Here is a 13,588-nt window from a genome sequence, read left to right as displayed (position 1 = left end):
TCTCAGGAAGGGCCCGGCGGTCGATGGGGGTAGGGGCCTTCAGAAGGGCGGGAACCCTGGTGAGGCGGGGCCTCTGCGCGGTGGTGGGGCTCACTCGGCGACCTCGGAGTGCGCGAAGCCCGCGGGGGCGGCGAAGCCGAGGCCGGGGCCGTGGGTGGGCGACTCCGCGCCGTTGACGCCGAAGACGCTCGCCCCGTGCTCGGCGTGCCCCGCCATCCTGCGGAAGGCCGAGAACAGCTCGCGGCCCGTGCCGACCCACTCCGCGTCGCTCAGCGCGCGGCCCTCGGGGACCCGCTCCGACAGGTCGGCCAGCACGTCCAGCCTGCCCGCCGCCGAGTCGAGCCTGATGAGGTCGCCCTCGCGCACCAGCGCGATGGGGCCGCCGTCGGCCGCCTCGGGCGACAGGTGGATGGCCGCGGGCACCTTGCCCGACGCGCCCGACATCCTGCCGTCGGTCACGATCGCCACCCGCTGGCCGCGGTCGAGCAGCACCGCGAGCGGAGGGGTGAGCTTGTGCAGCTCGGGCATGCCGTTGGCCGAGGGGCCCTGGTAGCGGATGACCGCGACGAAGTCCTGCCCGTCCAGCTCTCCCGCCTCGAAGGCGCGAAGCAGCTGAAGCTGGTCGTCGAAGACCTTGGCGGGCGCCTCGATCACCAGGTGCTCGGGCTTGACGGCCGAGACCTTGCTGACCGCGCAGCCCAGGTTGCCCTCCAGCATGTGGATGCCGCCGTCGGCGGAGAACGGCTCGGCGACGGGACGCAGCACGTCGAGGTCGGAGCTGCCGGAGGTGACCTCCTCCCACACCAGCGACCCCTCCTTCAGCGAAGGGGCCGACCGGTAGTGGTCGAGGCCGCGGCCCGCGATCGTCAGCACGTCGCCGTGCAGCAGGCCGTTGTCGAGCAGGTCGCCGATCAGCACCTGCATGCCGCCCGCGTCGCGGAAGTGGTTCACGTCCGCCTGGCCGTTGGGGTACATCTTCGTCAGCGACGGCACGACCTTCGACAGCTCGGCCAGGTCGTCCCAGGTCAGCACGATGCCCGCGGCGGCCGCGATGGCGACCAGGTGCAGGGTGTGGTTGGTGGAGCCGCCGGTGGCCAGCAGCGCGACGCAGGCGTTGACGATCGACTTCTCGTCGACGACCTCGCCGACGGGGGCGTACTCCTCGCCGTGCGCGGTGATCTGCACCGCGCGGGCCCCGGCCGCCTCCGTCAGCGCGTGACGCAGCTCGGTGTGCGGGTTGACGAAGGTCGAGCCCGGCAGGTGCAGGCCCATGACCTCGATCATCACCTGGTTGGAGTTGGCGGTGCCGTAGAAGGTGCAGGTGCCGGGGGAGTGGTAGGACTGCGACTCGGCGTCGAGCAGCTCGTCCCTGCCGACCTTGCCCTCGGCGAACAGCTGCCTGGTGCGGGCCTTGACCTTGTTGGGCAGCCCCGAGGTCATCGGCCCCGCAGGGACGAAGACGGCGGGAAGGTGGCCGAAGTGCAGCGCGCCGACCAGCAGGCCGGGCACGATCTTGTCGCAGACGCCGAGCATCAGCGTGGCGTCGAACATGTCGTGCGACAGCGCGATCGCGGTCGACATGGCGATGACGTCACGGCTGTAGAGCGAGAGCTCCATGCCGGCGCGGCCCTGCGTGATGCCGTCGCACATGGCGGGCACGCCGCCGGCGACCTGCGCCACGCCGCCGGCCTTGCGCACGGCGGTCTTGAGCTCGCCCGGGTAGGTCTCGTACGGCTGGTGCGCGCTCAGCATGTCGTTGTAGCTGGTCACGATCGCCACGCCAGGCTTGGCCGACCCGCGCAGCAGGGGCTTGTCCTCGGCGGAGGCGGCGGCGAAGCCGTGCGCCAGGTTCGCGCACCCGAGGTGCGCGCGGGCGGGGCCGCGCTCGCGGGCGAGCGAGCCCTCGCGCCTGATCCGCTCCAGGTAGACGGTACGGCTGGCACGGGAGCGCTCGGCCACCCGCTCGGTCACCTGCTGGATGATCGGGTTCGTCGGGCTCACTGTCTTACGCCTCCTCTTCGTGCCAGGCCCGGCCGCTGCGGCCGAGCAGTTCGTGCGCGCCCGCGGGACCGGTCGTCCCTGCGGGGTAGGGCTCGGGAAGTTCGGCCGACGACTCCCACGCGGCCAGGATCGGGTCGATCCACCGCCACGCGGCCTCGACCTCGTCGCGCCGCATGAACAGGGTCGGGTTGCCCGCCAGCACGTCGGTCAGCAGGCGCTCGTAGGCCTCGGGGACACGCGCCGTGAACGTCTTGCCGAACGACAGCGACAGCGGCACCGGCTTGAGCATGGTCTCGCCCGCTCCCGGCTCCTTGGCCATGATGTGCAGCTCGATGCCCTCCTCGGGCTGCAGCCGCAGCACCAGGCGGTTGGGGGTGCCTCCGGGGAAGATGGAGTGCGGGACGTCCTTGAACTGGATCACGATCTCCGAGCGCCGGTACGGCATGCGCTTGCCGGTGCGCAGGTAGAACGGCACGCCCGCCCAGCGCCAGTTCTTGACCTCGGCGCGGATCGCGGTGAACGTCTCGACCCTGCGCGAGGCCTCGGTGGTCGGCGTGGAGGCGGGCTCGTCCAGGTAGGAGGGCATGTCGCCCTCGCCGGTGTACTGCCCGCGCACGGTGAAGCGGTCCACCTCGCTGCCGACGATGGGGCGCAGCGACTGCAGCACCTTCACCTTCTCGTCGCGGATCGACTCGCGGTCGTTGCGCGCGGGCGGCTCCATCGCGACCAGGGTGAGCAGCTGCAGCAGGTGGTTCTGCACCATGTCGCGCAGCGCGCCCGCGTGGTCGTAGTAGCCGCGGCGGCCGGGGGTGCCGACGGTCTCGGCGGCGGTGATCTGCACGTGGTCGATCCAGAGGGAGTTCCAGATCGGCTCGAGGAAGGCGTTGGCGAAGCGCAGGACCAGCAGGTTCTGCACCGTCTCCTTGCCGAGGTAGTGGTCGATGCGGAAGATCTGCCGCTCGTCGAAGATCTCGCCGACCTCGTCGTTGATGCGCTGGGCGCTGACCAGGTCGCGGCCGAGCGGCTTCTCCAGCACCACCCGCGAGCGCGGGGTCACCAGACCGGCCTCCTGCAGCTCCCTGCAGAAGGGGCCGAACGTCATGGGCGGGCTGGCCAGGTAGAACACCCTGTCCCTGTCCTCGTGCCCCGCCAGCATCCGCACCACGGTCGACCAGCCGCTCTTGTCCTCGCCGCCCACGTCGACCGACACGTGGTGCAGGCGGCCGAGAAAGCGCTGCCAGGCCACCCCGTCGTCGGGTACGGCCGCGCGCACCTCGGCGTCCACCTTGCCGCGGAAGTCGGCGTCGGTGAGGCCGCCGCGCGACATCGCGACGATCCGCGTCTCGGGGGCGAGACGGCCCTCGAGGTCGGAGTGGAACAGGGCGGGCAGCAGCTTGCGCATGGACAGGTCGCCGGTGCCGCCGAAAACGACCAGATCGGCGGTGTGAGAGGTGGGGGAGGACACGCCAGGGCTCCGATGGTCTACCAAGGAAGGACAGAACGGACACTAGCCAGAGTTTCGGGTCTACACAACCAGGCTTTTGCTATTTGAGATGAGAAAGTCGTGACTTTTCATTACCTAACCGTCTGTGATTCACTTGGCCGATGCCCAGACGTACCGCAGCCACGCTCGCCACCAGCGGGGAGGTTCTCGACCTCATCCGCACCGGTGAGGCAGTCACGCGCGCGGACCTCGGCAGGGTGACGGGCCTGTCCCGTCCCGCCGTCTCGCTGCGCGTCGGCGAGCTGCTCGAACGCGGTCTCGTCGTCGAGCGGACCGATGCCCCCTCCACGGGTGGGCGCCCTCCCGTGCGCCTGGAGTTCAACGCCGCGGGCGGGGTCGTGCTCGTCGCGGCGCTGGGCGCGAGCCGTACCAGGGTGGCGGTGTGCGACCTGGCGGGTGTGGAGCTCGAGGGGCGCGAGTTCGTGATCGACGTCGAGCAGGGCCCCGACGTGGTGCTGCCGCTGCTCATGGACACCTGGGACGAGCTGATGGAGGGCCGCCCCGGCGTGCCCGTCAAGGGCGTCGGCATGGGCGTGCCCGCGACCGTCGAGTTCGCCGCGGGCCGCACCGAGTCGGCCAGGGTGATGGCCAGCTGGACGGGAGTGGTGATCCCCCCTCTGATCCGCGAGCGCTTCCCCGTGCCGGTCTTCGTCGACAACGACGTGAACGTCCTGGCGATCGGCGAGCACCGCGGCGTCTACGCCGAGGAGACCGGCGACCTGATGTTCGTGAAGGTCTCCACCAGGATCGGCGCGGGCGTCATCGCGGGAGGCGAGATCCTGCGCGGCGCGCTCGGCGCGGCGGGCGAGATCGGGCACATCCCCGTCCGCGACGGCGGAGGCGTGCTGTGCAGGTGCGGCAACGTCGACTGCGTCGACTCGGTGGCGAGCGGCACCGCTCTGCTGCGCGACCTGCGGGCGGCCGGGCGCGACGTCAAGACGATCCCGGACGTCACCGCGCTGGTCCGCGCCGGCGACGCCGAGACGATGGCGATGGTGCGCGAGGCGGGTCGCAGGATCGGCGAGGTCCTCGCGGGAGCGGTCAACATCCTCAACCCCGCGGTGGTCGTGCTCGGCGGCGACGTGGCCGAGGCGTTCGGCCCTCTGGTGTCGAGCATCCGCGAGGTCGTCTACCGGCGCTCGACCGCGCTGGCCACGCGCAGGCTGCGGATCGAGACCAGCCGGCTGGGCGCGGCCGCGGGCATCAGTGGCTGCGCGGTCATGGTGCTGGACCACGTGCTGTCACCGGACGCCGTGGACGAGACCCTCACCAATCGGCTGACACGCCAGTAACCGCGTGTGGCAGGATCTACCCAATGTGGTCAAGGTTTGTGACTTTCGCCGCCTTTGTGATCCTGGTGGCCGGATGTAGCCCCATGTCCTTCCTGCCCGCGGCGCAGCAGTCCCAGGCGCCCCCTACCTTGGCGCCTTCCTCCGTGACGCCCTCGTCCGCGGCCCCTTCCTCCTCGTCGCCCGCGCCCTCGCCCGGCTCCTCGGCGGGCGGCGACGACAGGCCCGCGCTGGCCGCCGCGGTCCACGGCGTGGACAAGACGCTGCTCAAGGTGGAGCCCGTCGCGGTCAACAGGGTCGAGGGCAGGCACCTGGTCGTGCAGCTGCGGCTCTCCAACGCCGGCACCGAGGAGGACATCTCCTGGACGGGCCCGATGGGCGACAGCACCAGGCCGCTCGGGCAGATCAGGTGGGCCTCGGGCATCGGCGTGCTCGACGGCGCCGCGCACCGGCTGCTGCTGCCGTACAAGCCGGCGGACGGGGTGTGCCTGTGCTCCGACCAGGACCGCGACGACCTGCCCTACTCCCTCGAGCCCGGGGAGTCGATCACCGTCTACGGCGTGCTGCCCGCTCCCTCGGGCGAGCCCGAGACGGTCACCATCGTCACCCCCGAGACCGCGCCCATGTTCGACGTGCCGGTCAGCGACGAGCCGCCGGTGCCGGCTCCGGGCATGGCGCTGCCCGACCCCGGCGCCCAGCAGGTGAGCACCCTCAGCCACCCCGTCCAGGTGCCCTCCGAATCGCTCGACAAGAGCGAGGAGACCGCCGACGACGGCAGGGACCTGCGCGTCAGCCTCTCCTCCGACGTGCTGTTCGCGGTGAACAAGGCGACGCTGACGCCGAAGGCCAGGAGCGTGCTGGCCCGTACGGCCAAGCTCGTCGACGCCTCGACCGGGCCCGCCGTCACCGTCGAGGGCCACGCCGACTCCTCCGGCACCGACGCGATCAACGACCCGCTGTCGCGGCGGCGCGCCCAGGCCGTCCAGCGGGCGCTGTCGTCGCTGGTCACCCGTGACGGCATCGCCTTCGAGGCCAAGGGGTACGGCTCGCGCAGGCCGCTCTACGACAACGCGAGCGACGAGGGCCGCCGCCGCAACCGCAGGGTCACCGTGACCTTCCTCAAGCCCGAGACCGCCACCCCCTCGCCCACGACCACCTCCACCGCGGCTCCCGGCGCCGAGGGATCGAAGGCCACCTCGCGCGCCGAGGGCCAGCCGTTCGGGCTGGAGGTGACGGGGCTGCGCACGCTGCCCGGCCAGCTGGCCGTGCTCACCTACCGCGTCACCAACAACGGTGACCAGGAGGCCCACTACAACGAGCTGAGCCGGTCCTCGGAGTGGATGTCGTACAAGTACCGCAGCGCCAGCAACGTCCGGCTGACCGACGTGGCCGCCCGCCGCGAGTACCTGCCTGGCCGGATCATGGTGACGACCGACGACGACACCGACGCCTACTGCGCCTGCAGCGAGACCGCGGGCGTGCGGCTGAGCGCCGAGACCTTCGGCCCCGGCCAGACGAGGGAGTACTGGACGCTGTTCGCCCTGCCCTCAGGGACCGCCTCGCTCAAGCTCAGGGTCGGCGACTTCCCTGAGCTTCGAGTCGCGGTGGACTAGCCTCTTCGGCCGCTTGGGCTTCTTGGTGCGTGTGGGCCTGGGAGCCTGCGGCGTGGCCTCCACCAGGCTCGGAAGAGGCGAAGGGGGAGCGGCGGAGACTTCGGGCGCCGCCGTGCTCGGCTCCGCCGCGGAAGGGGTGGGCCGCGGGCTGCGCTCGGGCCTGAGCTTGGTCGGCCGCGAAGGCCTGCTCCTGTCAGGTTCGGGCGTCACCCGCTGGGCGACAGGCCGCTCGGGCGCCCGCGGGGTGCGCGTCGCGGCCCCGACGCCCTGGACGGAGTGGTGGGCGGGTGACGGCGGCTCCGCCTCGTCCTGAGCGCCCCACGGGCCCGACGACGGCAGCGAGCCGCCGATGAGGATCGCCGAGAAGGCCAGCATCAACGTGCCGGCGAGGGCCGCGACGGTCATCAGGGCGCGTTCGCGCCGGCCGGGTCTGCTCACGACATGCATGGTAGGCGAGCCGGGCGGCGAATGGATCAAGGCTTGCCTTTTCGGGCGCCCTCAGGGCCTCAGCAGGTGCACAGGATCGCGCGCAGCGACTCCTCCAGGCACACGACGGTGCCGGCGGGCTCGGGCCAGGGGAAGCGCACCAGGGCGGGGTCGTCCTCGCCGATCCTGACGGTCGCGCCGTAGCGGTCGAGCTCCCACAGCCACACGGGCTCGGCGGGCAGGCCGAGCAGCCGCCCCACTCCCGAGGCGAGCTGAGCCCTGTGGGCGCCGTTGACGTGGGCGAGCACCCGCTCGGCCACCTCGGCGAGCGGGTCGGGCGAGGCGTCCAGGTACTCGTCGGCGTCCAGGACCCCGGAGTCCTCACCCGTCAGGTAGACCACCTGCCCGACGTCGAGGCGCAGCACCCTCGGGGCGCCCGGCGAGCCGTATCCCTCGATGGCCTCGAAGAGCGCCTCGTCTGCGACGTGCTCGGCGATCGCGACCGCGGCGGCCCTCACCTCGTCCTCGGGGAGGGCCTCGGCCCAGCCCTGCACCTCGACGATGCCCCTCGGGTGCTCGACCCCGCCGAGCACCCGCATGGAGGTCAGGCTCACCGACACCACCGCGTCGCCGCGCAGCGGGTGCAGCGGCTCACCGGGCCTGACGAGGAGGACGGGACGGCCCGCGCCGTCGACGGCGCCGGTCACGGGGCAGCGGACGCCGTCGACGACCAGCTGGCCGGCGCGGGAGGTCGCGGCGAGGGTGCGGATCCGCTCCGGGAGCGGCGGGGCGGCCAGCGGCATGGCGTCTCCTTGAGATCAGCGTCAAAAGTAGGTTAGGCTTACCTTAGTAAGGATTACCTAACCACATTGAGGTGAACGTGCGCTACACCGGCCCGAAGGTGCGACTGTCCCGACGCGCGGGCGTCCCGCTGACCAGGAAAGCCGTCCGCTACTTCGAGCAGCGCCCCTATCCGCCGGGCGAGCACGGCCGCAAGACCAACCGCCGCACCACCGGCGACTACGGGCTGCGGCTGATGGAGAAGCAGAAGCTGCGCTGGTTCTACGACGTGTCCGAGCGGCAGCTGCGCCGCTACTGGGACCTCGCCGTCCGCAAGTCGGGCGCCTCGGGCGCCGAGCTGGTCGTGCTGCTGGAGAGCCGCCTGGCCTCCCTCGTGCTGCGCTCGGGCCTGGCCCCTTCGATCTACGCGGCCAGGCAGTACGTCACGCACGGCCACATCAGCGTCGACGGCCGCAAGGTCGACATCCCCAGCTATCTCGTCAAGCCGGGCCAGGTCGTCGCGGTGCGCGAGCGCTCGCGCCCGATGCAGCCCTTCGTCGCGGCGGCCGAGGGGATCTACGCCGACGAGCGGATCGCTCCCTACCTGAGCGTGGACCACGCCAACCTGACCTTCACGCTGGCCGCCAGGCCCGAGCGCGAGCAGATCGCCGTACCGGTCGACGAGCAGCTCGTGGTGGAGTTCTACTCCCGCTAGGCCTCGTCGGCCGTGGCGCGGGTGAGCCTGAAGACGCGCAGCTCGCGGCCCGACTTCGCCGTGTAACGGTCGTAGACGGGCCACTGCGCGATGAGCCCGGGCCAGGCCCGCTCGCGCTCCTCGCCGTCCAGGAGCCTGGCGAGCACGGGGTAGCGCTCGCCCCTGAAGCTCACGGCCGCGCGCGGCGTCTTCAGCAGATTGCCGCTCCACGCCGGATGCCTGTCCCTGCCGAAGTTGCTGCCCACGATCAGCAGCGTGCCCTCCGGCTCGGGCAGGCAGGCCAGCGGGGTCTCGCGCGGCTGCCCGGTCCTGGACCCCGTCGTGAACAGCACCAGCGTGGGGATCATCCGGTCACTGATGGGACGGCCTCGGGTGAGCCTGTGCGCGAGGCGGTCCATCGCGGGAACGATCTTCGGGCCCGCCTTCATGAACGCGTCGGTGCCCGCGAGCCACTGGAAGAACGGCCGCAGCCGTTCGATGAGCGTCACACTCGCACACAGTAGCCCGAGATGCCCTTCTCCAGAAGGTCGAAGGCCTGCTCCGTCTGGCTTCTGAGGAGCGGAACGATCTCGGCCCAGCTCTCGCCCGCCAGCGTGCGCGCCGTGGCGTGCCGTGAGAGCAGCCTGGTGGTCTCCAGGATCTGCGCGGCCACCAGGGAGGGGGTCAGGTCGTCGGGGTCCGCGCCCGACTCCTCGGCCAGTGTCCTGGCCAGCCGCTGCGTCTGGGCGTGCTCCAGCTCCCTGAAGCGCGCCATCAGCGAGGGGCTGTCGCCCACCAGGCGCCCGAACACGTCGGCGCCCTCGTTGAGGCCGTGGCGCCAGTCGCGCTCCTCGATCGCCTCCATGAAGTCGCGGCGGAAGGCCGCCACGACGCTCTCGCCCTTCCCGCGCTCGCGCACCACCCTGCTCTGCAGGTCCTCGACCTCCTCCTGCCGATCGAGGAAGAGATCCTCCTTGGTGCCGAAGTAGTTGAAGACGGTGTTGACCGACACGTCGGCGGCCCGTGCCACCTCGGCCACCGTGACCTGGTCGAACCCGCGCGCCATGAACAGCCCCATCGCCATGTCGGCGATGCGCCGCCTGGTCTGCCGCTTCTTGCGCTCGCGCAGCCCCTCGTCCATGGGCACATGCTACAAGCTTGCAGTCACACCAAAATTGGAGCTACTCTAAAAATGTGATCGATGTATCCGGTCTGACCAAGACCTTCAGAAACGGCGTCGAGGCCGTCCGCGGCGTGGACCTCACCGTCGCCCCCGGCGAGATCGTCGGCTTCCTCGGCCCCAACGGCGCGGGCAAGACCACGACCATGCGCATGCTGACCACCCTGCTGCGGCCCAGCTCGGGCGCGGCCACCATCGCGGGTCACGACCTGCGCTCCGACCCCCGAGGCGTACGGCGCAGCATCGGCTACGTCTCCCAGAGCGGAGGTGTGAACCCGGTCAACCCCCTCGGCGACGAACTCGAACTCCAGGCCATGCTGTACGGCATGAGCCGCGCCGAGGCCCGCTCCCGCATCGCCGACGTCCTGGCCACGCTGGAGCTCACCGGACTGGAGGGCATGCCGGGCGGCGCCCTGTCCGGCGGCCAGCGACGCCGCTTCGACATCGCCTTCGGCCTCCTGCACCGCCCCTCGGTGCTCTTCCTCGACGAGCCGACCACCGGCCTCGACCCGCAGAGCAGGGCCGCGCTCTGGGAGCACATCCGCTCCCTCGGCCTGACGGTCTTCCTGTCGACGCACTACCTGGAGGAGGCCGAGGCGCTCTGCGACCGGCTTCTGATCGTCGACGGCGGCAGGATCGCCGCCGAGGGCACCCCTGACCAGCTCAAGGGCGAGCGCACGCTGAACGAGGCGTTCCTGGAGATCGCGGGGAGGCCGGCATGAGGGACACCTGGCTGATCTTCCGCCACAACACGCGCATCACGCTGCGCAACAAGTTCGCCATCCTGATCACCGCCGCGCAGCCATTGTTCTTCCTGGTGCTGTTCGGCCCGATCTTCGCCACCTTCGGCACCTGGGAGACGCTGGTCCCCGGACTGATCATCCAGCTCGGCCTGCTGAGCGCGGGCATGGCGGGGTTCGGCGTGGTCTTCGACTGGCGCTCCGGCGTGCTGGAGCGGCTGCGCGTCACCCCGGCGGGCCGGCTGCCGCTGCTGCTCGGCAGGGTGCTCAACAACACCTTCACGCTGGTGGTGCAGACCGTCCTGCTGGTGGCCGTGGCCTACCTCATCGGCCTGCGCGCCCCGCTGCTCGGCGTGCTGGGCGCGATGGCGCTGGTGGTGGTGCTCGGCGTCAGCCTGGCGGCGCTGTCGTACGCGGCGGCGATGCGGCTGAACGAGCACCTGTTCGCGCCCGTCATGATGACGGCGGTCTGGCCGCTGATGCTGCTGTCTGGCACGTTCCTGCCGATGTCGATGGCGCCGCAGTGGCTGAGCACGCTGTCGTACGTCAGCCCGTTCCGGTACGTGCTCGAGGCCATGCGCGAGCTGTTCGCGGGAACCTACGCCAGCGGGGTGGTCGCGGTGGGCGTCCTGGTGGTGGCGGCCTTCGCGGCGATCAGCCTGACGGTGGGCACGAGAGTCTTCAGCCGGGACAACGCCTGACCACAGCCGGGGCGTCGGAGTGGTGCGATCCGGGGTCGGGCGGGTTGACTGGAGGGGTGAGGATCGACGTTCTGGGAGCGGGGTTCAACTCCGCGGGGGTGCGGACCGGGGTGGCCCGGGGACCGCACGCGTTGCGCCGAGCGGGTCTGGTCGCGCGGGCGGGGCTCTCTCACGAGGTGAGGGACGTCGGCGACGTCGCGTTCAGCGAGCCGGTGCCACGGCGCGGCGAGGCGTCGCGGCTCCTGGCGGAGCAGGCGCTGGCGTCCATGCTCGCCGAGGTCAGGCGGAAGGTCGAGGCGATCATGGCGGGAGGCGCCTTCCCGCTCCTGGTCGGCGGGGACTGCGCGGTGCTGCCAGGGGCGCTGGCCGCCTGCCGCTCGGTCCACGGCTCGGTCGGCCTGCTGTTCGTGGACGGTCACGAGGACGCCTGGCCGCCCGCCGACTCCACCACGGGAGAGGCCGCGGACTGCGAGCTCGGCCTCGCTCTCGGCGTCACCTCCGCCGACGTCGGGCCGGAGCTGGCGCCCGTGCTGCGCCCCGAGGCCACCGCGCTGCTGGGCCCGCGCGACAGCGAGGAGTTGCTGGAGCACGGAGTCGGCTCGTTGCGCGGCTCGCTGTGGTTCGCCACCGACAGGGAGCTCAGCGGACGCGTCGCGGCCTTGGCGGACGACGCCATCGCCTCCGTCGAGAGGTCGGCGTCGCGGTGGTGGCTGCACGTCGACCTCGACGTCCTGGCCACCGACCAGCTGGCCGCCGTCGACTACCCCCAGCCGGGGGGACTGCGCTGGGAGGAGCTGACCGAGCTCACCGCCATCGCGCTGCGGCGACCGGGCTGCGCGGGATGGTCGCTCACCATCTACAACCCGGATCTCGACGTGGACGGACACGAGGCCGAGCGCATCGTGGGCTACGTCGAGCAGGCGCTGGCGCTCGCCTAGCGCGGTTCGGGGCCGAAGGGCTCGATCCTCGGGTCGGAGAAGGGCGGGCCGGTGCGGTGGCCCGCCTCCTCGGTCACGCGCAAGCCGTACAGCCCTTGGTCAGGGTCGATGAGCACCAGGCCGTAGCCGGTGTCCACCTCCTCCTCCGCCAGCCCGAGCCGCTCCATCGCGTCGGCGAGCGTCGCGCCGGGCGGCAGCCGTACGGTGACCAGGACCATACGGTCAGGCTACGCGCTTGGCCCTTCGGCGCAGGGCGGCGAGCACTCCCGCGGGGTCGACGACCCCGTAGCCGTAGTCGAAGTCGTAGCCGACGTCGCTGCGGTCGTCGGCGGTGCGCCGCAGCAGCGAGCGCAGCTGGCTGGGCGACAGGCGCGCGGCGGGCCACCGGGTGCGGATCGCCGCGACCAGGCCCGCGGCCACCGGGCAGGCGGCGGAGGTGCCGGAGTCCGGCTCGCCGTCGCCGAACGCCTTCGAGCCGGAGAAGTGCGTGTAGGCGCACAGGTCGGGCTTGCGCGCGGCCAGCCGTCCTGGCCCCTGTGAGGAGTACCCGACGCGCTCGCCCTCGGTGTCGACGCCGCCGATCGACAGCACCCTGGGGTGGGAGTTGGCGCCTCCGATCGGCCGGTCGGGATAGGCGCACCTGCCGTCCTTGCACTCGCGCCCGCAGTTTCCCGCCGCGAACAGCACGTCGGCGCCCGCGCTGTCGAGGGAGGCCACGACGAGGTTGAAGGGGTGGGCGGCGTTGTCGGAGTAGTTGCCGGGGTGGCCGGGAGGGAAGTCCCATCGGGGGGAGAAGGAGCCCCACGAGTTGCTGATGACCAGCGACCTCGACTCGGCGGGCTGGGCCTCGAGCACGGTCCGCAGGTGCGCGAAGGCGGCCACCGCGTCCGATAGCAGGCCGTCGAGGACCGAGCCGCCCATCCGGCTCGACAGCAGCACGGGGATGTCGATCAGCGACGCCTGGGGCGCGGCGATCAGGGTGTCGAAGGCGCACATCGTGCCGTGGTCGACCTCGAACTCGCCTGGACGGCCCTGCACACCCGAGGGGTTCCAGCTGCGCTCGGCGTCGAGGTTGACGCCCCTGCCCAGGTGCCTGGCCACGTGGGCGGCGTTGATGCCGGTGTCGAGCACGGCCAGCGCCACCCCCGAGCCGTCGAGGCCCTCGGCGTGCAGGGCCGAGGTGCCGAGCAGCCGCTCGACGTCGCGCCAGTCGCCGACGGGCGCGTCGCCGCCGCAGGTGAGGTTCGGCTCGATGACGGGGTCGGCGAAGACCCCGACGACGTCGGGGCGCAGCGTGGGCAGCAGCGCCAGCCTCGTGGTCAGCTCGTCGTCGGAGATCTCGCCCCGCACCAGCACCGAGGCCTCCTCGGCGGCCATGGAGAAGTCGAGCGGCTGGTCGAGCGAGAGCGGGTCGCCGCCCGCGGGGGGAACGGGCCTGGGGACGGCCACGGGGGTGAAGGACGGGTCGAGCATCACCCCTGGAAGGCCGTCGGCCACGTCGGCGGTCGTGGCGCTCAGGCCGGGGTCGGTGACCGCCGCGACCAGGTCTGGGGACGGGCGTAGCTGGATGAGCACTCGCATGGGGGATCACCGAATTCTGATGGAGGGATCGAACCTCCCCACATTCCTTCAACATCACCTCTCGCGTCCAGCGACTCTCGAGGGTTGTGACCTGGGAAAACACGGCATTTCACGCTTATCGGGACGCCGCGTGGGGGCTTC

Annotated in this window: 14 protein-coding genes; 6 read left to right on the top strand and 8 right to left on the bottom strand. The window is 71.7% G+C overall.

Features of this window, described 5'->3' with window-relative positions:
- Positions 1 to 90: 90 nt before the first annotated feature.
- A complete protein-coding gene (edd, locus tag ABFX55_RS22310; protein WP_346123891.1) occupies positions 91 to 2,001 on the bottom strand; it encodes a phosphogluconate dehydratase in 1,911 nt (636 codons plus the stop codon).
- A 4-nt stretch (positions 2,002 to 2,005) separates the two neighbouring features.
- Positions 2,006 to 3,466 (bottom strand): glucose-6-phosphate dehydrogenase, encoded by a 1,461-nt coding sequence (gene zwf / locus ABFX55_RS22305; RefSeq protein WP_346123889.1) that lies wholly within the window; start codon positions 3,464 to 3,466, stop codon positions 2,006 to 2,008.
- 140 nt (positions 3,467 to 3,606) lie between these two features.
- Here zwf and ABFX55_RS22300 point away from each other — a divergent pair, with 140 nt between their 5' ends.
- Positions 3,607 to 4,797, top strand: coding sequence for an ROK family transcriptional regulator (locus ABFX55_RS22300; RefSeq protein ID WP_346123887.1), 1,191 nt, complete (start codon positions 3,607 to 3,609; stop codon positions 4,795 to 4,797).
- Positions 4,798 to 4,940: 143 nt separating this feature from the next.
- Entirely contained in the window at positions 4,941 to 6,407 is a 1,467-nt protein-coding gene (locus ABFX55_RS22295) for an OmpA family protein (RefSeq protein ID WP_346123885.1), read from the top strand.
- Here the strand turns inward: ABFX55_RS22295 and ABFX55_RS22290 are convergent.
- Positions 6,342 to 6,845, bottom strand: a complete 504-nt coding sequence (locus tag ABFX55_RS22290) for a hypothetical protein (RefSeq protein ID WP_346123884.1) — start codon at positions 6,843 to 6,845, stop codon at positions 6,342 to 6,344. The genes ABFX55_RS22295 and ABFX55_RS22290 overlap by 66 nt on opposite strands.
- Positions 6,846 to 6,913: 68 nt before the next feature.
- The gene (locus ABFX55_RS22285) at positions 6,914 to 7,636 is read right to left on the bottom strand and encodes a DUF2470 domain-containing protein (protein WP_346123882.1); all 723 of its coding nucleotides are present in this window, start codon (positions 7,634 to 7,636) and stop codon (positions 6,914 to 6,916) included.
- A gap of 77 nt (positions 7,637 to 7,713) precedes the next feature.
- Here ABFX55_RS22285 and rpsD point away from each other — a divergent pair, with 77 nt between their 5' ends.
- Entirely contained in the window at positions 7,714 to 8,328 is a 615-nt protein-coding gene (gene rpsD / locus ABFX55_RS22280) for a 30S ribosomal protein S4 (protein WP_346124119.1), read from the top strand.
- On the opposite strand, the gene ABFX55_RS22275 is transcribed toward rpsD, so the two are convergent.
- Together ABFX55_RS22275 and ABFX55_RS22270 are read right to left on the bottom strand one after the other, a co-directional pair.
- Positions 8,325 to 8,816: a nitroreductase family deazaflavin-dependent oxidoreductase gene (locus tag ABFX55_RS22275; RefSeq protein ID WP_346123880.1), complete on the bottom strand. Its 492-nt coding sequence runs from the start codon at positions 8,814 to 8,816 to the stop codon at positions 8,325 to 8,327. The two genes, rpsD and ABFX55_RS22275, sit on opposite strands and share 4 nt — an antisense overlap.
- On the bottom strand, positions 8,813 to 9,448 hold the full coding sequence (locus tag ABFX55_RS22270; RefSeq protein WP_346123878.1) for a TetR/AcrR family transcriptional regulator: 636 nt from the start codon (positions 9,446 to 9,448) through the stop codon (positions 8,813 to 8,815). Before ABFX55_RS22270 ends, ABFX55_RS22275 begins: the two co-directional genes overlap by 4 nt.
- Before the next feature lie 53 nt (positions 9,449 to 9,501).
- Between ABFX55_RS22270 and ABFX55_RS22265 the strand changes: the two genes are divergently transcribed.
- The 3 genes from ABFX55_RS22265 to ABFX55_RS22255 are packed head-to-tail and all read left to right on the top strand — an operon-like array spanning position 9,502 to position 11,866.
- The gene (locus ABFX55_RS22265; RefSeq protein WP_346123876.1) at positions 9,502 to 10,209 is read left to right on the top strand and encodes an ABC transporter ATP-binding protein; all 708 of its coding nucleotides are present in this window, start codon (positions 9,502 to 9,504) and stop codon (positions 10,207 to 10,209) included.
- Positions 10,206 to 10,928, top strand: a complete 723-nt coding sequence (locus ABFX55_RS22260) for an ABC transporter permease (RefSeq protein ID WP_346123874.1) — start codon at positions 10,206 to 10,208, stop codon at positions 10,926 to 10,928. Before ABFX55_RS22265 ends, ABFX55_RS22260 begins: the two co-directional genes overlap by 4 nt.
- Before the next feature lie 56 nt (positions 10,929 to 10,984).
- Positions 10,985 to 11,866, top strand: a complete 882-nt coding sequence (locus ABFX55_RS22255) for an arginase family protein (protein ID WP_346123872.1) — start codon at positions 10,985 to 10,987, stop codon at positions 11,864 to 11,866.
- Here ABFX55_RS22255 and ABFX55_RS22250 read toward each other — a convergent pair.
- Complete coding sequence (locus ABFX55_RS22250) at positions 11,863 to 12,084, bottom strand: hypothetical protein (RefSeq protein WP_183645600.1); 222 nt, start codon at positions 12,082 to 12,084, stop codon at positions 11,863 to 11,865. The two genes, ABFX55_RS22255 and ABFX55_RS22250, sit on opposite strands and share 4 nt — an antisense overlap.
- Positions 12,085 to 12,088: 4 nt before the next feature.
- On the bottom strand, positions 12,089 to 13,447 hold the full coding sequence (locus tag ABFX55_RS22245) for a S8 family serine peptidase (protein ID WP_346123870.1): 1,359 nt from the start codon (positions 13,445 to 13,447) through the stop codon (positions 12,089 to 12,091).
- Between the last annotated feature and the right edge of the window lie 141 nt (positions 13,448 to 13,588).

The organism is Nonomuraea roseola, from assembly GCF_039535395.1.
Lineage (GTDB): Bacteria > Actinomycetota > Actinomycetes > Streptosporangiales > Streptosporangiaceae > Nonomuraea > Nonomuraea roseola.
This window is presented reverse-complemented; position numbering and strand designations above follow the sequence as displayed.